The sequence below is a fragment of the Polaromonas sp. CG_9.11 genome (assembly GCF_015752225.1).
Lineage (GTDB): Bacteria > Pseudomonadota > Gammaproteobacteria > Burkholderiales > Burkholderiaceae_C > Polaromonas.
Genome location: NZ_JADOVE010000011.1, coordinates 1 through 21,768, shown reverse-complemented (window position 1 = coordinate 21,768; position 21,768 = coordinate 1). Strand labels below are relative to the sequence as shown.

Annotated in this window: 22 protein-coding genes and 3 pseudogenes; 5 read left to right on the top strand and 20 right to left on the bottom strand. The window is 63.1% G+C overall.

All coding sequences use genetic code 11. The annotated features are described in order from the left end of the window. Window positions 1-42: 42 nt before the first annotated feature. Entirely contained in the window at window positions 43-864 is an 822-nt protein-coding gene (locus IWX85_RS10600) for an alpha/beta fold hydrolase (RefSeq protein WP_196869714.1), read from the top strand. A 39-nt stretch (window positions 865-903) separates the two neighbouring features. On the opposite strand, the gene IWX85_RS10595 is transcribed toward IWX85_RS10600, so the two are convergent. The 8 genes and pseudogenes from IWX85_RS10595 to IWX85_RS10565 form a co-directional block, all read right to left on the bottom strand. Further along, window positions 904-2,064: an alpha-hydroxy acid oxidase gene (locus IWX85_RS10595; protein ID WP_036805210.1), complete on the bottom strand. Its 1,161-nt coding sequence runs from the start codon at window positions 2,062-2,064 to the stop codon at window positions 904-906. A 121-nt stretch (window positions 2,065-2,185) separates the two neighbouring features. Further along, window positions 2,186-3,797, bottom strand: a pseudogene (locus IWX85_RS10590) (transglycosylase domain-containing protein). Window positions 3,798-4,025: 228 nt separating this feature from the next. Further along, the gene (locus tag IWX85_RS10585) at window positions 4,026-4,280 is read right to left on the bottom strand and encodes a DUF4019 domain-containing protein (protein ID WP_196869771.1); all 255 of its coding nucleotides are present in this window, start codon (window positions 4,278-4,280) and stop codon (window positions 4,026-4,028) included. A 15-nt stretch (window positions 4,281-4,295) separates the two neighbouring features. Continuing rightward, window positions 4,296-4,541: a hypothetical protein gene (locus tag IWX85_RS10580; protein WP_196869713.1), complete on the bottom strand. Its 246-nt coding sequence runs from the start codon at window positions 4,539-4,541 to the stop codon at window positions 4,296-4,298. 21 nt (window positions 4,542-4,562) lie between these two features. Beyond that, a complete protein-coding gene (locus IWX85_RS10575; protein WP_196869712.1) occupies window positions 4,563-6,656 on the bottom strand; it encodes a BCCT family transporter in 2,094 nt (697 codons plus the stop codon). 145 nt (window positions 6,657-6,801) lie between these two features. Continuing rightward, window positions 6,802-7,296: pseudogene (locus IWX85_RS10570) on the bottom strand (hypothetical protein); the annotation flags it as partial. 59 nt (window positions 7,297-7,355) lie between these two features. Next, on the bottom strand, window positions 7,356-7,550 hold the full coding sequence (locus IWX85_RS20445) for a hypothetical protein (RefSeq protein WP_231379681.1): 195 nt from the start codon (window positions 7,548-7,550) through the stop codon (window positions 7,356-7,358). Next, a complete protein-coding gene (locus IWX85_RS10565) occupies window positions 7,541-7,708 on the bottom strand; it encodes a hypothetical protein (RefSeq protein ID WP_196869711.1) in 168 nt (55 codons plus the stop codon). The genes IWX85_RS20445 and IWX85_RS10565 overlap by 10 nt, the downstream gene beginning before the upstream one ends. A gap of 501 nt (window positions 7,709-8,209) precedes the next feature. Here IWX85_RS10565 and opgC point away from each other — a divergent pair. Further along, window positions 8,210-9,375 (top strand): annotated as a pseudogene (opgC, locus tag IWX85_RS10560) (OpgC domain-containing protein). Here the strand turns inward: opgC and IWX85_RS10555 are convergent. From IWX85_RS10555 to IWX85_RS10535, 5 genes are all read right to left on the bottom strand, one after another. Further along, window positions 9,280-9,978, bottom strand: coding sequence for an SGNH/GDSL hydrolase family protein (locus IWX85_RS10555; protein ID WP_196869710.1), 699 nt, complete (start codon window positions 9,976-9,978; stop codon window positions 9,280-9,282). The pseudogene opgC and the gene IWX85_RS10555 overlap by 96 nt on opposite strands. A gap of 436 nt (window positions 9,979-10,414) precedes the next feature. Next, entirely contained in the window at window positions 10,415-11,941 is a 1,527-nt protein-coding gene (locus tag IWX85_RS10550) for a Do family serine endopeptidase (protein ID WP_196869709.1), read from the bottom strand. 75 nt (window positions 11,942-12,016) lie between these two features. Next, window positions 12,017-13,459 carry an ATP-binding protein gene (locus IWX85_RS10545; RefSeq protein ID WP_196869708.1) on the bottom strand — a complete coding sequence of 481 codons (1,443 nt, stop codon included), beginning with the start codon at window positions 13,457-13,459 and terminating at the stop codon, window positions 12,017-12,019. Beyond that, window positions 13,456-14,115, bottom strand: coding sequence for a response regulator (locus IWX85_RS10540; protein WP_196869707.1), 660 nt, complete (start codon window positions 14,113-14,115; stop codon window positions 13,456-13,458). The genes IWX85_RS10545 and IWX85_RS10540 overlap by 4 nt, the downstream gene beginning before the upstream one ends. Window positions 14,116-14,311: 196 nt before the next feature. Then, complete coding sequence (locus IWX85_RS10535; RefSeq protein WP_196869706.1) at window positions 14,312-15,967, bottom strand: CorA family divalent cation transporter; 1,656 nt, start codon at window positions 15,965-15,967, stop codon at window positions 14,312-14,314. Between the two features lie 172 nt (window positions 15,968-16,139). Between IWX85_RS10535 and IWX85_RS10530 the strand changes: the two genes are divergently transcribed. Together IWX85_RS10530 and IWX85_RS10525 are read left to right on the top strand one after the other, a co-directional pair. Beyond that, window positions 16,140-16,334, top strand: coding sequence for a type II toxin-antitoxin system VapB family antitoxin (locus IWX85_RS10530; RefSeq protein WP_196869705.1), 195 nt, complete (start codon window positions 16,140-16,142; stop codon window positions 16,332-16,334). A gap of 6 nt (window positions 16,335-16,340) precedes the next feature. Continuing rightward, entirely contained in the window at window positions 16,341-16,712 is a 372-nt protein-coding gene (locus IWX85_RS10525) for a type II toxin-antitoxin system VapC family toxin (protein ID WP_196869704.1), read from the top strand. Window positions 16,713-16,724: 12 nt separating this feature from the next. Here the strand turns inward: IWX85_RS10525 and IWX85_RS10520 are convergent, their stop codons facing one another. Beyond that, entirely contained in the window at window positions 16,725-17,075 is a 351-nt protein-coding gene (locus IWX85_RS10520; RefSeq protein ID WP_231379680.1) for a hypothetical protein, read from the bottom strand. On the opposite strand from IWX85_RS10520, the gene IWX85_RS10515 reads away from it, so the two are divergent. Next, window positions 17,074-17,247: a hypothetical protein gene (locus IWX85_RS10515; RefSeq protein ID WP_196869703.1), complete on the top strand. Its 174-nt coding sequence runs from the start codon at window positions 17,074-17,076 to the stop codon at window positions 17,245-17,247. The genes IWX85_RS10520 and IWX85_RS10515 overlap by 2 nt on opposite strands. 118 nt (window positions 17,248-17,365) lie before the next feature. Here the strand turns inward: IWX85_RS10515 and IWX85_RS10510 are convergent, their stop codons facing one another. From IWX85_RS10510 to IWX85_RS10485, 6 genes are all read right to left on the bottom strand, one after another. Then, complete coding sequence (locus tag IWX85_RS10510; protein WP_196869702.1) at window positions 17,366-18,151, bottom strand: hypothetical protein; 786 nt, start codon at window positions 18,149-18,151, stop codon at window positions 17,366-17,368. A gap of 316 nt (window positions 18,152-18,467) precedes the next feature. Next, a complete protein-coding gene (locus tag IWX85_RS10505; RefSeq protein ID WP_196869701.1) occupies window positions 18,468-18,857 on the bottom strand; it encodes a hypothetical protein in 390 nt (129 codons plus the stop codon). A 165-nt stretch (window positions 18,858-19,022) separates the two neighbouring features. Next, a complete protein-coding gene (locus tag IWX85_RS10500; protein ID WP_196869700.1) occupies window positions 19,023-19,409 on the bottom strand; it encodes a YkvA family protein in 387 nt (128 codons plus the stop codon). 215 nt (window positions 19,410-19,624) lie between these two features. Next, window positions 19,625-19,864 carry a hypothetical protein gene (locus IWX85_RS10495; RefSeq protein WP_196869699.1) on the bottom strand — a complete coding sequence of 80 codons (240 nt, stop codon included), beginning with the start codon at window positions 19,862-19,864 and terminating at the stop codon, window positions 19,625-19,627. Window positions 19,865-19,870: 6 nt separating this feature from the next. After that, on the bottom strand, window positions 19,871-20,263 hold the full coding sequence (locus IWX85_RS10490; protein ID WP_196869698.1) for a surface-adhesin E family protein: 393 nt from the start codon (window positions 20,261-20,263) through the stop codon (window positions 19,871-19,873). 320 nt (window positions 20,264-20,583) lie between these two features. Then, window positions 20,584-21,369 (bottom strand): dienelactone hydrolase family protein, encoded by a 786-nt coding sequence (locus IWX85_RS10485; protein ID WP_196869697.1) that lies wholly within the window; start codon window positions 21,367-21,369, stop codon window positions 20,584-20,586. Window positions 21,370-21,768: the final 399 nt, after the last annotated feature.

Sequence of the window (21,768 nt, the reverse complement as noted above, 5' to 3'; positions counted from 1 at the left end):
CATGAAAAATGAACGGTTAACCCTTTCAAGGAACACGCTGCCATGAACTACGTCACCACCGCCGACAAGACCGAGTTGTACGTCAAGGACTGGGGCAACGGCCAGCCGGTCATCCTGCTGCATGGCTGGCCGCTGTCGGCCGACAGCTGGGACGACCACGCGATGGCCCTGGCCGACGCCGGCTACCGCGCCATTGCCTACGACCGCCGGGGTTTTGGCCGTTCGTCGCAGCCCTGGAGTGGCTACGACTACGACACGCTGGCCGACGACCTGGCCGCCGTGATCGAGCAGACCGGCGCGCAGGATGCAGTGCTGGCCGGCTTTTCGATGGGCGGCGGCGAGGTGGCGCGCTACATGTCGCGGCATGGCGGCAAGTCGGTGTCCAAAGCGGTGCTGGTGTCGTCGGTCGTTCCTTTCATGCTGAAAACCGACGACAACCCCAAGGGCACGCCCCAGTCGGTCTTCGACAAAATGACCCGGGGCATGAAGGAAGACCGCGCCGAGTTTTTCGGCAAGTTTTTCGAGGATTTTTACGGCGTCGGCATGCTGTCGAGCCCGGTCAGCGACGAAGTCATCGACTGGTCCCGCCAGGTGTCGATGCAGGCCAGCCTGAAGGCCACGCTGGCCTGCGCGGCAGCATTCGCAACCACCGATTTCCGCCCGGACCTGGCCGCGTTCAAGGTGCCGACGCTGATCATCCACGGCACCGGCGACAAGATCGTGCCGATCGACGCGGCCGGCCGGGCAGCTGCCAAGGGCATTCCCGGTTCAACCCTGCTGGAATACGAAGGCGCGGCGCATGGCCTGCTGGTCACCGAGAAGGAGCGCGCGACGCGTGACCTGCTGGATTTCCTCAAGCGCTGAACCGGGAAGGGGCTTGGCGGCCGCCCTATAAGGCAGCGGTCAGGTATTCTTGAAGTCGTAGCTGCCCGGCAGCAGGATGCTTTTGTCCACCGTATTGATGTCGGTGCGGCCGCAAAATGCCATGGTGATGTCGAGTTCCTTGTGGATGATCTGCAGCGCCTTGGTCACGCCGGCCTCACCCATGGCGCCCAGGCCATAGACCATGGCGCGGCCAATCAGCGTCCCGCGTGCGCCCAGCGCCCAGGCCTTTAGCACGTCCTGGCCGGAACGGATGCCGCCGTCCATCCACACTTCGATGTCCGAGCCGACGGCTTCGACGATCTCCGGCAGCGCCGAGATGCTCGACGGCGCGCCGTCGAGCTGTCGGCCGCCATGGTTGCTCACGACGATGGCGTCGGCGCCGCTTTGCACGGCGAGCCGGGCGTCTTCCACATCCTGGATGCCCTTCAAGATCAGCTTGCCGCCCCATTTTTCCTTGACCCAGGCGACGTCGGCCCACGACAGGCGCGGGTCGAACTGCTCGTTGGTCCAGGCGGACAGCGAATTCATGTCGCTCACGCCCTTGACGTGGCCGACCAGGTTGCCGAAGGTGTGGCGGCGCGTGCCGGCCATGCCCAGGCACCAGCGCGGCTTGGTCATCAGGTTGATGATGTTGGCCAGCGTCGGCTTGGGCGGCGCCGTCAGGCCGTTCTTCAGGTCCTTGTGGCGTTGGCCGATGACCTGCAGGTCCAGCGTCAGCACCAGTGCGTCGCAACCGGCCTTGCGGGTGCGCTCGATCATCGCGGCCATGGCGTCGCGGTCGCGCATCATGTAGAGCTGGAACCAGAAAGGGCGCTGCGTGTTGGCGGCAATGTCCTCGATCGAGCAGATGCTCATGGTCGAAAGGATGAAGGGAATGCCGAACTTCTCGGCCGCCCGGGCCGCCTTGATCTCGCCGTCGGCATGCTGCATGCCGGTCAGGCCGACCGGCGCAATCGCCACCGGCATCTTCACGTCGATGCCGACCATCTTGGTGGCCGTGCTGCGGTTTTCCATGTTCACCGCAACGCGCTGGCGCAGCTTGATCTTCTGGAAATCCGTCTCGTTGGCGCGGTAGGTGCCTTCGGTCCACGAGCCGGAATCTGCATAGTCGTAGAACATGCGGGGAACGCGTTTTTGCGCCAGCACGCGCAGGTCTTCGATGTTGGTGATCACGGTCATGGGGCTTGTCTCCTGAAGCGCCTGATGCTAGCGCTTTGGGCATTTCTGGCGAGTGAATAATTTTTTTGGTTTCACAATTTATTTCAACATCGCCGCAGCCAGGGCGCTGGAGGGGCATGGATCAGTCGCTTCGCCCGGAAGGCATGGCTGCGCTGGCTTGCCGCAAGCCGGCGCCGCGCACTTCCAGCCGGATCTCGTCAGCCACCTGGCCGCCGGCGCACCTCGGTGCCGCGCGCAAACTCCCGGCCGTCCATCCGCCAGCGCAGGCCGTGCCCCTGCGCGCTGAACGTCAGGCGCTGGTGCGCCGGCGGAATGTCCGGGTCTAGCGCAATGATGGTGCCCGATGCGGGCGCGGTGATGCGCGGCGGCGATGAGAAATTCAAGACTTTCAGGCCTTTTCCGCCCGTCCTGCCTGTGCTTTAAGCTACTGAATCCATAGCAAAGAGCGATTGTTCGGTGCCCTGGATGAACCATTCGCTGCGCGCCGCTTCAAACTGATTGCCAAACGCCGTGCGGACCTGCACCACGCCCGGCGGCGGGCCGGGCGCGCGGCTGGGTTCGGTTTGGTGCAGGTGGTTCATCAGCGCCGCCCAGACTGGCGCCGCGCCGCTGGCGTTGCCGACCCACACGCCAACGGTGTAGCGCTGCGAAAACCCCATCGCCCAGTTGTCGCGCATGTCCTTGCTGGTGCCGGTTTTCACCGCTGTCCAGAAGCGCGTCGCCAAAATGGAATCGGTGCCGAAGGTTCGGGCGCGCGCCAGCGGGTCGGCCAGGATGTTGCTGACGATGAAGGCGGCGCGCGGGTCAACAAGCACCACGACGGCGCCGTCCTCGACATGGCGGCCGCGCAGCTCGCGCAGGTGCTGCTGCAGCGTTTGCACGGCGAAGCGTTGCAGCGGGGCGCGCAGGGTGGACGTGATGGTTTCAGGATTCCAATTCGGAGAGCCCCCACCCCGACCCTAGCCCAGTGGGGGAGGGAGTGATTCAGGGAGGATCCTCTGGCGCTGCTGCCCCAGCGGAGGAGGGAGCAAGGCGGGAATCTCATGGCTGTTTTGCGCATGACTCCCTCCCCCTTTGGGGGAGGGCTGGGGTGGGGGCTGTCCCCGCACCACAAGCCGGCGCGCCAGATGCGGCGCTATCCCTTCTCTGGCATCAAAATCCCGGCGCTGCAGCGCGGCGGCCAGGGCAGCCTCGCGCTCGTCCAGCCCGTGCGCCGCCTTGCCGAACAGCGTGCGGCTGAGCGCATCAATGCCGACCAGCTCGCCGCGAAACGGCACCAGGTTCAGGTACGCCTCCAGGATCTGGTCCTTGCACCAGCGCTGCTCCAGCACCTGGGCGGCAAAGGGCTGACCGATTTTTTGCGTGATGTTGCGCCCGCTGTTGCTGGCGCGCAGGTCGTCGTACAGCAGCCCGGCCAGCTGTATGCTGAGCGTGGACGCGCCCCGCGTTTTGGTGTTCCACAGGTTGGCCCAGGCCGCACCGGACACCGCCCGCCAGTCCACGCCGCTGTATTCGTAAAACCGCTTGTCTTCACTCAGCACCAGCGCCGTGCGCAGCGCCGGCGAAATGTCGGCCAGGGCGACCCACTGGCCGCGCCGCACGCTGGCATCGGTTCGCACGCGCTGGAGCAGTTCGCCATGACGGTCCAGGATCAGGGAGTCGGACGGATGAAATTCCTGCTTTACTTGGTTAAAAGTGCCTGTAGCGCAGACGAGCAGGTCGCAATATGCTATTAAAAGTGTAGCAAATCAGCGTTTGATAAAAGAGGAGCCGTCAGGGCTGGTCAAGCGTGTCAATGCAGAACCGCACCGCATCGACGATGGGTTGCCGCGCTGCATTTGCGATGACGAGGCCAAACCTTCCAGATGGTCATCGCCTGCCGCTTGATGAGGGCAGGCTTTGGGCACAGAACAAGACAGCGCTGAAGTCATCACAGGGGACGTATGAAGGAAGCGAAATACTCACTTGATGAAATACCCGGCCACTTTCCAGCGGGTATCCCGGTCTTTCATGATCGTGACAGTTTCGATGGCGAGCGACTTGAATGCGAACTCGGTTTCGTACTGAATCAGCACATAATCACCGTCCGGAACGCCGGCCAGCGTGCGCGAGAAGGTGGCGGCCTTGAGCGTGCGCGACTTCACGCCGCCCAATGGTGAGCGGCTGGCTTGCAGCGCGCTTTCCCATTGGGGCTGGGTAACCGAGCTTTGCAGCAGGCTTGCTGCCTCGCGTCAGCTGCGCGCATGGTCGCCAGCGTCAGTCAGCGCCAGCCACTGGGTAGCGGCCACTTCAGCCCGGCTGAGCGGGCCGGATGGCAAGGCGACGGGTGCCTGCACAACCGGCGCGCCGACAGGCGCGGGCGTACTGGCCGGGTTAGCGGGGCTGACAGGCGTGGCGTGGGCGTTGCTCTCCTGGGCAAACAGCCCGGCGCAAAAAATGCTGGTGGCGGCAACGACCAATGCGGTAAGGAATTTCATGCAAGTTTCAGGTAGCGTTGGTCACAGCAGCGGCTCGGTATGGCCCGGCGCGCGGTTCAGCAGCTGGGTGCGCTGGTTGAGGCTGACCGAGCGGTAGCGCTCGTAGTGGCGCAGGATGTCGACGATGATTTCCTCGGTGCGCAGGTACTGGATGTCGTAGCCCTGGCGGCCGTCCTCGAAGAACGTCATCGGCTCGAACACCTGGTCGCGCTCGGTCTCGCGCGCCGCTTCGCGCACCATGAACACCGGCACTGCGCGGCTGACGGCCTTGACGCCATAGACAAAGTCGCGCAGCGTCGGGTCGGGAATCGTCAGGCGCAGCACGCCTTCGGCCAGGTCGTCCTCGTGCACGCTGGCGGCCACGCCGCGCTGGCCCAGCTCGCGCGCCACGTCGCGCATGGCCTGCAGCACGCCGGTCTGCATGAAGTTCAGCACGTCCTGGCGGGTCGACTGGTGCACGATCTGCTCCAGCCGCCGGCGCCAGTGCTGGCCGCTCCAGAAGTTGGTGGCCGGTGCCAGGTCTTGCGTCGAATGCGCCACGTCGGCCTGCAGGCCGCGCCAGAGGCCATAGCACAGCGCCAGCATGATGACGGCCACCGGCAGCGCGGCCACCAGCGTCATCGCCTGCAGTGCGCCCAGCCCGCCGGCCAGCAGCAGCACGGCGGCGGTCACGCCCAGCACCGCCGCCCAGAACAGGCGCTGCCAGATGGGCGAGCGCGGGTTGCCGCGCGAGGCAATCGCATCGACCACAAAGGCACCCGAGTCGGCCGAGGTGACAAAGAACACCCCGATCAGCAAAATCGCCAGCCACGACACCGTCGTCGTCAGCGGCAAAAAATCAAAAAAGCGGAACAGCAGCGCATCGACATTGCCCACGGTTTGCGCCAGCGCGCCCTGCGCCACATGGGTATCGATCCAGATGGCGCCATTGCCAAACGCCGTCATCCACAGCAGGTTGAAGGCGGTCGGCACCAGGAGCACACCGATGATGAACTGGCGAATGGTGCGGCCGCGCGAGATACGGGCAATGAACATGCCGACAAACGGCGACCAGGAAATCCACCACGCCCAGTACAAAATGGTCCAGCCGCCAAACCAGCCTTCGTCGCGCGTCGGTTCATAGACAAAGGTGCGCAGCGACATGTTGACCAGGCTGGACAGGTAGCCGCCAATGTTTTCGCTCAGCGCCTGAAACAAATACACCGTTGGCCCGGCAATGATGACAAAGCCCAGCAGCAGGAACGACAGCGACAAATTGAACTCGCTCAGGCGGCGCACGCCCTTGTCCAGCCCGCTGACCGCCGAGATGCCGGCCAGCAACACCACCACGAAGATGATGCCGATGCGAAAGGCGTTGGTCGTGGTGTCCCAGCCGCCCACCTTGTTCAGCCCGGCCGCCAGTTGCAGCGCGCCGTAGCCCAGCGTGGTGGCAATGCCGGCAATGGTGCCGACCAGCGCAAAGGCATCGACACCGTGGCCAATCGGGCCGTTGATGCGTTCCTTGAGCAGCGGGTACAGGCCCGAGCGCAGCGTCAGCGGCAGGTTGTAGCGAAAGCCGAAGTACGCCAGCACCAGGCCCATGGTGCCGTACACCGCCCAGGCGTGAAAGCCCCAGTGGAAAAACGTCACCTGCAGCGCCTCCCTGGCCGCTGCCGGCGTGCCGCCGATTTGCGTCGGCGGCTTGAGATAGTGCTGCAGCGGCTCGCCCACGCCAAAGTACATCAGGCCAATGCCCATGCCGGCGGCAAACAGCATGGCGGTCCAGGACAGGAAGTTGAACTCCGGCAGGGCGTCATCGGGGCCCAGCCGGATGTCACCAAAGCGGCTGGCCGCCACCATCAGCAAAAACACCAGGAACACCGTGACCGCGCTGGTATAGAACCAGTCGAAGTGGCTGACCACCCAACTTTGCGCGCCCGAGAAAAACAGGTCGGCGCGCTGCGGAAACATGCCGCAAAACACCAGCAGGCCGCCCAGCACCAAGAGCGCCGGCACCACGACCTGCGGCACCAGCGTGGTCAGCGGCGCGCGCTCCGGCGTGGGATAAGGGGATGTGATGCCGGGGGCAGTGGAAGAAGTGGAAGAAGTGGAAGAAGTGGAAGAAGGGTCTTGCATGCGGTGGACTCCTTGGGTGGGCTCGAAGGCAACCCGGCTTCAACGCCCTTGCGCAGCCGGGGCAAGCCTGATACGACAGGTGCAAGTGAATCGGGTCAGCGGCGCATCGTACGCCTTGCCCAGGTCCAGGCGTATCGGTCAATGACTATTTTTCTGCCTCCACCTTCATCCGCGCATTGGGCGCCTCGCCAAACATCTCGGGTGCATACAGCGCTTCGACGCGGCTGGGCGGCAGGGCGAAGCTGCCCACGTTGTTCAGGCGCACGGTGTAGTCCATCTTCACCACGCCCTTGGGCAGGAACTCGTAATAGCTGCGATAGGCCTCAAAACTGCGTTCCTCGAACGCCGGCCAGCCTGCGCCGGTCTTTTTCTCGCCGCGGGTGGCAATTTGCGAGTCGCGCCCCAGGCCATTGCCCAAAACCGTCGCGCCGCCGGGAATCGGGTTGCTGATGACGACCCAGCGCATGTCGGCCGAGGCGTTGACTTCCAGCGTGATGCGCAGCACGTCGCCGCGCGTGTACTGGCCTTTCACCGCCTGCTCTACCGGCGTGATGGGCCTGCTGATCTGGTAGCCGGCGTTGAACGAGGCCTTGAGCGGCGCGGTCGCCAGCGACTGCAGCGTGGGCCAGGGCTTGCCGCGGCTGTCGTGACCTGCAATGGGAAACTGACGGCATTGGCCAGCAGGCGGCCCGAGGCACCCTACAAGCCTGCGGGTAGTTCCAGCGTGAACCGGCCCAGTTCGGCAAAGAGGGGCTTGAAACGGAGGTCCGTGACCCGGCTGTCGCCATCGCCGGTGTCGGATTCAAAAGCCGGCCTGGATTCGCCGCCGGCAGACTTCAGGCGAATCGCCTCAGCCAGCTTGCGCGCCACCGGCGCATTAAAGCTCAGCCGCATCGGCCGGCGGCCTTGTCCAGGTTTTGCGATTTCAGCAGGGCGTCGCGTTCGGCGCCATCGATCAGCCGCAACGGCCCGTGCTCGCCCAGGCCTTCCACCGAACAGCAGACGTTTTGCTGCAGGCTGGCCAGCGTGCCTGGCCCGTTGAGTTGCAGCACGAAATACTGCGCTTCGTCGATGGTCTGGTAAGTGCCGGGGCCCAGATTTTGAATAATGGTCTGCCACTATTGAATTGATAGCTGCTTGTGCCCGTCAGTATTGCGGAAGAGGGAAATTTGAAGCCTGAAACGGCTGTGACGGTGCAGCGCACGTCTGGCGGCAGGTACTTGTCGAACTCATCAATCCATTCGCGGTTGCCGGTCCAGCGGCCTGCACCCTGAGCCGCCTGCGCATCGCTGCAGCGCACGGCAAGCGGGGCAGGGGCTTTCGGATCGCCGAAGTTGACCACCGCCTCGTCAAATCTGACAACGACCTGCCGGACCTGGGCGACAGCGCCAAGATGAGGATGGCTGGGATGCTGGCCACGTTGACTGCTTGTCTGGCGCTTGAGCGTGGTCTATTTCCGCCTGCTTCCCTAGCGCATATCTCATGAAAAAACCCCTGCCAATGTATTTCAGTCACCTCAGCGGCGCCCGTGCCCGCGTTCCCGGGCAGGCACCATGACGCGGCGCTGGGAACTCGATGCGCTTCGGGGCCTGATGCTGGTCCTGATGACCGTCACGCACCTGCCGACCCGGCTGAGCCCGCTGCTGGGGCAGCCCTTCGGCTATGTATCCGCCGCCGAGGGTTTGACCTGCTGTCGGCCTACATGGCGGGCATGGTGTATGGCCAGATGGCGAACCGCAAAGGCATCGACGCCATGCGACTGGCCTTCTGGCGGCGCGCGCGCAAGGTGTATGCCTGCCATGCCGCGATGCTGCTGTTCTTGTTCACGGTGATCGCCGCGGTCGGGCTGCGCATTGACGAGCCTGCCGTCAAGGACCTGATGTCGCACTACCTGGCGCATCCCATGACAGCGTTGCTGGCCGGCCTGTTGCTGGTCTACAAGCCGCCGCTGCTCGACATCCTGCCGGTGTACATCCTGTCCATGCTGGCCAGCCCGTGGGGGCTGGCGCATGGGCTGCGCGGCGGCTGGCGCTCGGTGATGGCCGCAAGCCTGGGTCTGTGGCTGCTGGCCCAGTTCGGCCTGGGCCATTGGGTTTACGACAGCACCGTGCGCCTCACCGGACTGGCCGTTCCGTTTGATGAAACCGGGGCGTTCGGCACGTTTTCCTGGCAGTTTTTATGGGTTCTGGGCTTGTGGATGGGTGCCAGCCGGACCGAGGCCGTGCCCGTGCCGTTTGTTTTTCCGCGCTGGGCCATGGCGCTGGCAGTACTGGTGGCCGTGACCTGCCTGGTGTGGCGGCATGCGGTCGGACAAACCCCTTTTTTGTCGAACGCCGGCCTGAACCTGTTGTTCGACAAATGGCTGCTGGCACCGTTTCGCCTGCTCGACCTGTTGGCGCTGATGCTGGTCACGATCCGCTTCGGGCCCGTGTTCATGCAGCACATTCCGCGCCTGCCTGCACAGGAAACGCTGGGCGTGGCGTCACTGCCGGTGTTTTGCGCGCCAATCCGGCCACCCGTCCCGTGGGGCTGGATGCGCTGGTGTTGGCTGCCAGCTTTGCCGCGCTGTATGGCGTCGCCAGGCTTTCCCTGTGGCTCGATGCGCGCCACGCCGTTGACAAACCTAGCGGCCCACTGCCGCAGACGCATGCTGGGGATTCGGGTCCGTCTGCGCCGCCGCCGCAGCCGGCGCCACAGACAGATCAGCCGCAATCACTGATTGCCAGAGCCAGTAGCCCGCTTCATTCAGGTGCAGCTGGTCGGCCAGGAAAAGCTCGGGTCGCGGCAGGCCGTCGGCCGCGAGCATGGGATTGAAAATATCAATGTAGCGCGCGTTCGGCACGGTCTGCACATAGCCGGCCATCAAGGTGTTGGTTTGCCTGATCCGGGGAAGCAGCGCCTGCCGCAAGGGGCTGGGCTTGATCGAGATGTAGCTGATGCGGGTGTCTGGCAGTTCGGCCCGCACGCTGTGCACGAAATTGGCAAAACTGCGCAGCACGGCGTCGGGCGTGCGTCCCTCGGTCAGGTCGTTGTCGCCTGCATACACCATGACATGCCGGGGCTTGTACTGGATCACCAGTTCGCGCACCAGCGCATTGCAGTCGCGCATGGTCGAGCCGCCAAAACCCCGGTTGAGCAGGACGGGCAGTTGCCGGAAATCCTGCGACATGCTGGACCACAGCCGAATTGTCGAGCTGCCGACGAACAGCACGCCATCGCTGGCCGGGCGCTGCTGCCTGTCGGCCAGGGCAAAAGCATCCAGGCTGGACTGCCAGCGGGTCAAGGCCGGCGAGGGCGCAGGCGCGGCAGGCTGTGCCTGCATGCTGTAAGCCTGCAGGCCGGAGAGCAAAGGGATTTCAGCGTGTGCCGACAAGGCGGCGCCCCCGGCAACTGCCACAAACGGCAGAAGTGCCCATCGATGAACAAGGGAACGGCAGCGTTGCAGGGCAAGACGTGAATCAGGTGTCATGGGCATTCAAGAATGGGTTTTTGGCCAACAAGCTTGGTGCTGCTGCGCAATCAGGCGTTCTTGCGAGGATTGCACAGACCGGGTGATCGATTCGCCAGGCCAAAAGGCGAATGAAGAGCGCCGGATAATACCTTTTCAGCCGTCAATGCACGTACAAAAGTGCACGGTGTCCACGTAAGTAGCCTGTTTTTGTGGCTCCTGCACCGCATGGTTGTGCATGCCGCCATCAAGGCATCCGCTGGACAAAGTCGGACCGACGCCCGCTTTGCCGCTGGAATGCCGTCAGCCGTCAGCCCAGGTCCACCGGCACGAAAATCCGGCTGTCGCCGCGCAAGATCAGCAGCGCGACCGATTTTTGCGATTTCGCCACGGCGCTACGCACCTGGTCGATGCTTTTCACCGGAATGCCGTTGATCGACAGCAGCACGTCGCCCGCCTGCACGCCGGCCAGGGCCGCCGGTCCGCTGGCCTGCTGCACCACCAGTCCGCTGTCGGTGCCGGCCTGCTGCTGCTCGTCGGGCTGCAGCGGACGCAGTGCCAGTCCCAGTTTTCCCTGGCCGGGTGCGTCCTTCCTGCTGGCAACCTGCGCGGCCTTGTCATCGGCATTGGCCAGCCGTGCGGTGAGTTCCTTGGCCGCACCCTGGCGCCAGACATTGAGCCTGACGCTGTCGCCGGGCGCGGCCAGGCCGATCACCGCCGGCAGGTCGCCCGACGACACGATGGGCTGGCCGTTGACCTGGCGGATCACATCGCCCGGTTGCAGGCCCGCCTTTTCGGCCGGGCTGCCTTTCTCGACCATGGACACCAACGCGCCTTCTGGCTTGTCGAGCTTGAAGGAGTCGGCAAAGGCCTGGTTGACCTCCTGCACCGCCACGCCCAGCCGGGCATGCTCGACCTTGCCGGTGGCAACGATCTGGTTCTTGATCTTGTTCGCGATGTCGATCGGAATGGCAAACGACACACCCTGGTAGCCGCCGCTGCGGGTGTAGATTTGCGAGTTGATGCCGACCACTTCGCCGCGCGCGTTGAACAGCGGGCCGCCCGAGTTGCCGGGGTTGATGGCGACATCGGTCTGGATGAAAGGCACGGCGCTGTCGTCGGGCAGTGAGCGACCCTTGGCGCTGACGACGCCGGCGGTCACGGTGTTTTCAAAACCGAAGGGCGAGCCGATGGCCAGCACCCATTCGCCGACTTTCAGCTCGCTGGTCTTGCCCAGCTTGGCGACGGGCAGGTTGCTGGCCGCGATCTTCAGCACGGCAATGTCGGTCTTGGTATCGGCGCCCAGCACCTTGGCGCGGAACTCGCGCCGGTCGGTCAGCTTGACGGTGACTTCCCTGGCGCCGCGCACCACATGTGCATTGGTCAGGATGATGCCGTCGTCGCTGACGATGAAGCCCGATCCCTGGCCGCGCGTCGGCATTTCCTGCTGTGCGCCGGGTCCGCCCCGGTTTGCGCCCGGGTGCCCCTGGCCCTGCTGGAAGCGGCGCAACAATTCGCCCAGCGGGCCGCTGAGTTGGGGGTCGTCCTGCGCTTCGTCGCCGCCGTCCTGCGCCAGTGGCGAGTCGTTGGACACCTGGGTGGTGCCGGTGACGCTGATGTTCACCACCGACGGGCCGTAGCGCTCGGTGATTTGCGAAAAGTCGGGCAGGGCCACAGGTGTGGCCCCAGGGCCTGCGGCAACGAAGGCGGGCGGCGAGACGGCGGCGCTGGCTGGCGTTTGCAGCGCATTGAACGCGCCGACCCCGGCGCCGCCGATGGCGCCAGCGGCCAGCAGTGCGGCAACCAGGCGGGTATTGCTTGAAACGGCTGATGTCATGAAAAAGCTCCTGTCGGGTAAGGCACGCGTTGGTGCCGATGCAGACAAGTATCAGGACGCAGGCTTAGGCGAAACTTAAAGTTGATCCACGTGGCGAGGTGCAGCCGGCGCAAATCGCACCTCGACCTTCAGGCCGCCCAGGCGCGCCGATTCGCCCAGCGCCAGCACCGCGCCGTGCCGGTCGGCAATCGCCTTGACGATGGCCAGCCCCAGGCCGCTGCCGGTTTGCTGCGCCGTGTCGCTGACCCGAAAGAAGCGGTCAAACACGCGCGGGCGGAGTTCTGGCGCAATGCCCGGTCCGCTGTCTTCGACCGTCAGCACCGGGCTGCCGTCCACCAGCGCCAGCGACATATCGACCTGGCCGCCCGGCGGCGTGTACTTGACGGCGTTTTCCAGCAGGTTGCGCAGCAGGATGCGCAGCGCCTCCTTCTGGCCGCTGACGGGCGGCACGGCTTGAGCGGAAGCGTCTTCGGCCAGCCCCAGGTCGATGTGCCCGAGCCGGGCCTGCGGCAGGGTGTCGGCCACGGCCAGTTGCACCACCTGCTGCAGATCGACCGGCTGGGTGCCGCTGGCCGGGGCCGGGCCAGCTTCCTCGCGCGCCAGCAGCAGCAGTTGCTCGACGCCCCGGATGGCCCGGTCCAGCCCCAGGTTCAGGCGCGCCACGGCGGCCTCGCGCGCGGCCCGGTCACCGTCCACGCGGCGCAAGGTTTGCGCCTGCAGCTTGAGCGCCGTCAGCGGCGAGCGCAACTCATGCGCGGCATCGGCGACAAAGTTTTTCTGCGCCTCGAAGGCATGGCGCACCCGGCCGAACAGCAGGTTGAGTTCATCGACCAGCGGCCGCACCTCGTCGGGCAGGCCAGCGCCCTGCAAGGGCGAAAAATCGTCGGCGGCGCGGCTGGCGACGGCCTGGCGGGTGCGTTCGATGGGCGCCAGCGAGCGCTTGATGATCCACCAGACCGCCAGCATCAACAGCGGCGTGAGCCAGGCAAACGGCAGCACGGCACGCAGCGCCAGCGCCCGCGCCCGGGCGGTGCGCGCGCTCAGGTCCTGGGCGATCTGCACGGTCTGCAAGGGCGTTTGCAGCGTGTATACCCGGTAGCGGTTGCCGTGTGCCTCGACATCCGAAAACCCCAGCACCGCGCGCGGCGGCAGCGCCGAGCGGGTGGAGCGGAAAATCTGCGTGCCGTCCTGGCCCCAGATTTGCACGAACAGGTCGTAGGCCGAATCTTCTTCAACCCCGGCCTGGGGCAGCCCGAGCGGAATGCCGCCGCGCAGCGAGCGCGCCATCTGCTGCAAATGGTCGTCGAACAATGCATCGGCCTGGCGCAGCGCGCCGCGGTAGGCGGTGACGGCCTGCAGCACGGCGGCCAGCAAGATCGCCACCAGCACGAACCACAGCAGGCGCCGCTTGAGGGAATGCGCCCCCACGCTTGCCGCTTCGCGTGCTGCACTGCCCCCCGGGGGGGCTGGCCTTGCCTGGGGCGGCCCGGCGCTGCGGCCGTCATGCGCCGTTTTCATTCCCGGGGCACCACGTAGCCCAGGCCGCGAACGTTCTGGATGAAGTCGTTGCCGAGTTTCTTGCGAAGGCCGTGGACATACACCTCGACCGCGTTGCTGCTGATGTCGTCCTTCCAGCTGAACAGCTTTTCCTCCAGCTGGGCGCGGGACAGCACCGCGCCGGGCCGGGCAATCAGCGCTTCCAGCACCGCCCATTCGCGCGCCGACAGCAAGATCGGCTGGCCGTGGACCGTGGCTTCGCGCGTTGCCGGGTTCAGGCTGACGCCCTTGTGCGCAAACACCGGCTCGCCCCGGCCGGCACTGCGGCGCAGCAGCGCGCGGATGCGCGCCAGCAACTCGTCGATGTCATAGGGCTTGAGCACGTAGTCGTCGGCGCCGGCATCCAGCCCGGCAATGCGCTCGGCCACGCCGTCGCGCGCCGTGGCCACCAGCACCGGCACGGTGGCGCGGCGCTGGCGCAGGGCGCGCAGCACGTCCAGGCCGTCGCGCTGGGGCAGACCCAGGTCGAGCAGCACCAGGTCGTACTGCTCGCTGCGCAGCGCCGCGTCGGCCATGACGCCGTCACGAACCCAGTCCACGGCATAGTGCTCGGCGCGCAGCACCTGCAGCACGGCCTCGCCGATCATGGCGTCGTCTTCAACCAGCAATAAGCGCATGGGGTTTTCCTTGAAGTGGCATACACAGTCTGATGCGTACAGCTTAGACGGGACTTAAAACGCGCGCGCTGGCGGCCAGCGTGCAGCGCGGCGCGAGAATGCTGATTGATCGCTCCTGTTTTCATAGCTAAAAGCGTAGATGGAGCATGCGCTACAGGCCAAAAGTGTTTGAAATGACATCGGTTTCAAGCCGCGCTCAGTCGCCGTTTCGCCGCCACACGAGTCCCAGCGCACTGACCTTTTGCCAGGTCGTGGCGCGCTCGTCGGCCAGCACGTCCAGAAAATCCGACAGCCGCTTGGACTTGGCCATGGTGTAGAACGTCAGCACCAGCGCCAGCACAAAGACGAGGGCAAAAATCCACAGCCTGCGGCCCATCGGGGCGTCTGCCTCGGCCAGCAGGTTCATGCCCAGGAAACCCGTCGTCACCGTCCCGATCAGGCCGAAGATCGTCACCACCGTCAGCCGCACCACGGTGTTGGCCTGGCGGCGCAGGCTGTCGGCATCCAGATAATTGTTCATCTCGCCAATGCGCTCCTTGACCTCCTGGTACAAAGAATGGACCTCCAGATGGCCGGCGCACAGGCGAAACAGCGCGCGCACCTGGCCCTGCTCGGAAATGTCATGGAACCAGTAGCGGTGCGTGAAGCGCAAAAACCCGGCAAAGCTGTCGCGTATCGTGCGCTTGAAGGCGCGCACGCTGGGCGCGTCGGCAATGTCCAGGTTCTTCAGCGCCTCGGCCAAGCGGTCCGAGAACATCAACAGCGCCGCCTTCTGGAAATGCGCAATCAGGAACAGCAAAAAATGCTGGTGCCGGAACTGCGCCAGCACGCCGCGTTCGGGACAGACGAAAAACGCGCTGTTCGCATCGCCCAGCACCAAAAAGTTATGACCGCTGCACAAATAGCGCGTGTGAGGCGCCGCGCCGCCTTCGCCCCAGAAGCGGTCGTAGCAAAAGCGCCTTTCAAAGTCGCCCGGCTCGGCTTCGGCGTAAGGCGTGCGGGTGTCAAGGTTGGCGTCGGGCGGCCCGAGCACCAGTGCCAGGCGGATGAAGTCGCTGCGGCTCACGTCGCGCGGACGGTCCACCGCCAGAAAGGCCAGCTGCGGCATCCGGTAGTACTCGATCTGCCGGTAGCGCAGGCTCCCGGCCTTGCCGGAATGGTCGCCCACCAGCGGTTCAAGCAGCCAGGCCCAGTGCGCGGCCACACGCGGCGCGCGGTGCTGGCTGACATGCGCCATGAACACCTCGCGCTGGCTGGCGTCCGACTGCGCCAGCACCTCGCCGTCGTGGCCCAGCCATTCGGCGCTGAGCAGGCAGTGCTGGGCGTTGCCGTTGGCGTCCCAGCTGGCCGGGTAGCCCCGGCCAAAGCGGTACAGCAGGTCTTGCGCCTGCACCAGCGTCAGGTCGCTGGCGCTGACCTCGACATTGAGCAGCACCAGGTCCAGGTCGAGAAAAAAGTACAGATCAACATGGGCGATGTCGAGCATGACCGGCGCCGCGCCCGGATGCGTCACGGCGCGCAGGGCCTTGACATCGCTGCGGCGAAACACCCGCATCGGCGAGCCCGCCGTTGCTCCCGTGCCGCTCGGGCTGCGCCCCTCGCCGTACAAAAACCGCTGCACATAAGGCAAAAAGCTGACAAATTCGTTGTAGTGGCGCTCGTGAAAGCGGCCGCTGCCCGGGCTGTATTCATCGACCACCTCCTGCCAGGGCGACGCCTCGCCCATGTTTGCCAGCAGTTCCCAGGGCTTGGCATGCCGGCCTTCGGAGCCGCGCACCGGCATCAGGCGCAAGGGCCAGAGCAGGGCTTGCCGGAACTGCCTGACGCAGACGGGAGGGAATTCAGTGGGCATCGGAAGTCGCCTTGCATGGACAGGGGGGCAAAGTGTATGGGACCGGGGGAGGGCGCCGCTTGAAAGGGCCGTTGGAATCTTGCCTGGAATAAAGAGGCACGAAAATCGTCATCAGACGATGCTAATATAAATGCTTTCTGTCATTTTTCAACGACCTCAAGGAGCCACCCTGATGCGAACCACACTGGCCCTGGATGACGAATTGCTGGCAAAGGCCGAGAGCTACACCGGACTGAAAGAGAAATCGGCTCTGGTGCGTGAAGCGCTGAAAGCCCTGATCGAGCGCGAGAGTGCGCGCCGGCTGGCCTTGCTGGGCGGCACCGAGCCTTTGCTCCAGCCGATTCCCCGCCGTCAAGGGCAAGACTGAATCCGTATGGTGTTGGTGGACACCTCTGTGTGGGTTGCGCATTTGCGGCGCGGCAACAGCGAACTGGCGGGTCTGCTCCAACGTGGGCAGGTACTGTCGCATCCTTTCGTTCTGGGAGAGCTCGCCCTGGGCAGCTTGCAGCAGCGCGCCACGATCTTGGACGCCCTGCAAAACCTGTCGCTGGCATGCGTGGCCAGCACAGAGGAAGTGATCGGTTTTATAGGTTCTCATGCGTTGCACGGGCTGGGCATTGGCTATGTCGAGGCGTGTTTGCTGGCCAGTGCGCGCCTGACGCAGGGCTGCGTGCTGTGGACGCTGGACAAGCGCCTGGCGGCTGCTGCTCAGCGCCTGGGTGTGGCGGCTGGCTTGCCGCATTGAAGGGCAGGTTTTTCAGTCGATGGACGGGATCTGTCCTTCATGTCTGCGACCCCTCAAGCCTTTGATACCAGTCGGCATACGGCGTATTTTTACCAGGTGCCGGTTGAAATCCTTGGCACCATCGGTCCACCAGACCGGGCCGCGTTCCCCCGGCGCAATTTTTGCGGCGTTGACTTCGGCCCGGGCTTGCGCAAGCCTGGCTGCGTCATGGGCATCAAGCGCAGTCTTCACCGCGCGCCGGGCGTTCATGAGTTGCTGCACCAGCGCGCCGCGTGCTTCATCAGGCAGGGCGGGATGGGTGGCTCGCCACAGCCGGCCGCGAACGACGAAGTAGCGCAAATCGGGGGGTGTGGATGGGCTCATGAAGGCTTCACTGACAAACGCTTCTTCATGCGGGATTCAAGCACCGGCTGACGACGCACTCAGCGGTTTAAGTTTCGTCACAGGCTTGCCGATGACTGGGCTGGAGATGAACAAACCTGTGGGCATTGGAGCAGGTGAGGGAATTGAGGCGAAAGAACTGGACGGGAGATAAACAGTTGAGGTCTGACCGCATTCCCATGCACGTCAAGGCGCAGCGTGACCTGCGTCTTGGCGGCACTGCCCGGCGGGCGGCCATGGCCGGCCTTCGGCCAGGACCTCGCGGCACTTGGCTACTTGGGGCAATCATTGGGAACAAGCATCGTTCGCCCGGAAAGCAGGCCAAGCGACACCTCGGAGGGCGAAATCTTCTGCATTGCGCCAGTTACCGGCGAAAGCAGCGGGCACCGGCCGGTTTCGACAAGGCGGCCGTTCTCCAGCCCGACGATTCGAAGTTGCAGGCGAGTTGCGTCAGGCACCAGCAGGCGTGTCTTGCCGGCAATCAAAAATGGCATCGACAAAGCCAATTCCTGCGTTCGGTACACATGATTCGAGAGCCCGTCAAGCGCCGAGATCTCGACGAGAGCCTCGCCTTGCCTCCGATAAACCTTCAGCGTGCCGCCGATGTGCGGCGTCATGACCGCGGCGATCTCCGCACGCCCGTCGCCGTCCAGGTCGGCGACGCCGACCGGATTCAGCCAGCGCATCGGCGTCCCGATCGGTGGAGATTGCGCGCTTATCTCAAGGCGGCCCGCGCGCAATCGAAGCATCATCAGCCGCGCGCCGGTGGCGCGGTTGCTGACAACAGCAAGAATCTCTTCCGGCTCATTGGCCGCCAGCCTGACGATTCGCGGCGTCAGATCCTCGAATACTTCGTTCTCCGGCAATTCGAACATCAGGCGCCGCCCCGCATCGGTCGTCGCCGTCACGCGGGCGTATTCATGCGGCCGGCCAAGCGCGAAATGCCCGTACCGTTCAACAGGCACTGCGAAGTCTGCATTGGCGATCCTTTCGGCGATGGCATTTGGCGCGGTGAGCGCGAATGCGATGGCTAAAACCAGTCGTTTAAAAAAGTCCATGGTGTTTTTGGGGATGGGGCTAACGTATGGAGTTCGGCGGTTGCGTAGCAGTGCGATGCCACGCCGGATTAGCACCTTGGGGCCGGAACAAGCATTCGTGGCGCCACCCGAAAGTGAAAAGCCAGGCAGCGCTGCTACTATGGAAAGCATAGCTGGAAGCGCAGGCAGAGCGTGCGCTACCGGCACCCTGGGCGTGAACTTTGGCATGGATGACCGTGTGAACCCAACGTTTGAGTTCAGCGGCTGCCGAAGGCAGTGCGCTGCAGCGAAGGGTTAGGCAACTGTGCCTCGCGAAAGCACAAAGTCATTTTGCATTTCACAGCCAGCGCTGTACTGCCTCAGCTGTGTCAGTCGGCTTGGTGTTGAAGCACAGCTTGGCTTGAGGAGCGTGCGCGTGCACGACGTTTATCAACTTTTCAAACAATAGGAAGTTTCCTGCGATCGTTCGAACGCCGGCCCCGATGAGGATGCAATCGAACCGCTTCTGCTCCAGTTGGTCTCGAACAACTGCCTCAGCAGTTTCGCCAAAATCGGTCAAGCACATTTGCACGTCGTAGCCGCGGTCAGTCAAGCTGTCTTCAGAGGCTTTGAGGCCGGCCAATACCTTCGCCGCGTCCATGCCAGGATAAGCCGCGTAGTCGGGATCGGAGAAATCAATGAGTGTTGGTTGCAAGCCAATCACCAGGACACTTTTCTTGTCTGCCATATATTTCTCCAATTAGTCTGTGCTTGACGGAAAGCAAGCAGGGTAATGATTGTGTACGGGGAGCGGGTGAATGAGCGTGGCATTTTTTCAGCTGCCCAACGTTTGACATGAGCTGAGGACAACAGCAAGCGAAGCTTGATGTTGGCTGTCCGCTTGATAAAAGGGTTAGGTTCCGTTATTTCGTAGCAGCCAATAGGCCACACCCACTGCGCAAAGTAGCCAAATACCCACGATGAAGACTGCAGCGGTTCGGCTGCGTGGGCGATCAAGTACCTCGGCAGCCTTTACGCGAGACGACTCAAGGATGTGCGGCGGCAAGAGCCGAATAACGATCATGAGACCGAGCGGAACAATGAGCAGGTCATCAAGATAGCCAAGAACCGGAATGAAGTCGGGTATGAGATCAATGGGGCTGAGCGCATACGCTGCTACTGCAATTGCCAACACGCGAACCCAAAGTGGAGTTTCCGGGTCACGGGCTGCGAAATAGACCGCCACCACATCGCGTTTGATGCCGCGGGCCCAATCTTTGGCTGTGGCGAGAAGTGGCATAGAGACCTAACGTAAATTGGTGCCGGAACAAGCACGCGTGGCACAACCCGAAAGTGAAAAGCGCTATAGCGTGCCACTATGAAAAGCATAGCGGTATGCGCAGGAAGAACGTGCGCTAGCGGCACTTTTGGCATGAAGATTGGCATGGGGCGTTTCTGCAAACCTAACACTTGAATTAAGCCGACCCTCGAAGCGGGTTCGGCTTGAATGAATTGTTAGGTGCCACCCCGACGTTGTTGAAGGTCGCCATATAAGCGCTCCAGTGACTGTCGTGTCGATTGACTAACAGGGTTATTTGCCAATTGCAGGTCGATGTAACCAAGAACACTGTCAGTTTCATCCGCTGAGATCGATCTGACCAGTGCTTTTGACAATGCTTCGTCAATAAATACGGTGGCTTGCCCGCTTATGCGACCACTCTTGATCAGTGAAATAGCTCGTTTAAGGTCGCTCATAGTGCATTAAAGGGCGCATGCAACATCTAAAACCCTTTTCTCGATGTTTCCGCGTTCTGGCGTGTAATAGGTCCGATCGTACGGATTGACATAGTTCCGCTCTTCATCCTTATGGCCAGCGTTGTATTTATATGTGTGAATCTGGCTTACGTTCAAGTTCTGGCAGTTGACCTTGAACAGCACTTCCGTAAAGTCTTTTGGAAAAGATGCATCATTCCTATGATCTGCCATCGTCAGGATGGAGATCATGGTTTTATTCTCATTTGGTTTTACAGAGTCTGCGTCGTAGTAGAAGACCGTATTGCTCGGGGTTCTAGCAAGTCTTACCCATGACTGGGAGAAGGCGCTTGATGGTAGTGCTATGCAGATGAGTGCAGGAATGAGCAGATGAATTTTCATGAATGAAACCGTCTGTGAAATGGATGAGCGGCGAACATTGTCTCGTGGCATCTAACGTTTGAATTCAGTGGGCGGCGAAGCCGATCCACTGCAATGCCGGGTTAGGACCTTGGTGCTGGAATAAGCATTCGTGGTGCAACGCGGAGGTAAAAAGCGCGGCAGCGCCGGTGCTACGGTAAGCATAGCTGGAAGCACAAACAGGGCGTGCGCTAGAGGCACATTTGGCGCAAGTTTCGGCATAGGGCGTTTCTGCAAACCTAACTAAAGTTAGAGGCTTTTATCGAAATTCGAGACCATCCGGGCCTGCATCGGATTCGTGATTAGCGCAGGCGTTCCGAAAGAAAACTCAGGATACGCTCGACCGCCTCATGCGTCGGCTCGCCCGCGCGATCAATGAGGCCGATGGTCAGCACACTGTGCGGCGGCTCGGGCTGAGGCTTTGCCGACGCGGCCGGAAGCTCAATTCCCTCGAAAGCGTCACCGAGCTCGCGGCGCAGAGTCGCAAAGCGCGGCGCTCTGCAGAACATCGAGTCGCCGTGAAAACGCACCCCCAGCACCTTCAGCCCATCCTCGGCGGATCGACGTCGTGCATTGGCGAATGTCTCGGGCGTCACGTGTACTGCGGCAGCCTTGGCGCGGGTGATTGGAAGCGGGAACGACGGATGCCCCATGACGGGCGCCAGCACCCATGGATCGAGGGTGAGCGTGAGCGCAAAGTTGCCGGTAACGCACATGCCGATTGCACCGATGCCGCGGCCGCCCATTTGCTCGTGAATATGGCGACCTAGTGCGCGCAGCCAGTCCGCTATCGGGCTCGATCGATTTTCGGCGAGTACATGGAATTCGCGGTTAACGCAGCAGAGTTTCAAGAGCTCAGGTACGCGGTTGAGCGGCGACGTCTTCACCCCGACGGGGCCGAACATTCTCGGCATGAACACGGTGAAACCTGCGTCCGAGACGCGCCGGGCAAAGTGCGCCACCTCGACGGAGATCCCCGGCACCTCGTGCATGATCAGGACGGCGGGACCTTCACCTTTTCGGTACACGCATCGCTCGCGTTCCTGATGAGTGAACGAGAACGTCGAGAAATCTTTCAGCAGGTCCATGAGGGTAGTCCAATGCGCTGGCAGCCAAAAACCGAGTGGTCTACCAGCATCTTAATCCTCGGGGCTGTCTCGTGGTAATCCAAGGCGTGTGAAGCGACCGGGGGTCAAGGTGCTGAATTACGGTCCGTGTGAAAGCGCCTGGATATGAAGCAGCTCTTCCCACGGGGATCTTTCAAGCCGGGGTACACGCACAACATCTGGCATTCGACCCTGGTCACCAAAGGTAGATGTGCGTGCCCGGGAAGGATCTGCATTGGTGAAATCTAACATTGAATTTCCGTGGTCGAGAAGCAATCCACTGCAATGCTGAGTATTCCGGACCAACGTGACCGGTGATTCCGGGATCGTGACCGACGTTCCGGTGAACGTGACCGGGAGGATTCCGGCAACGTGACCGCT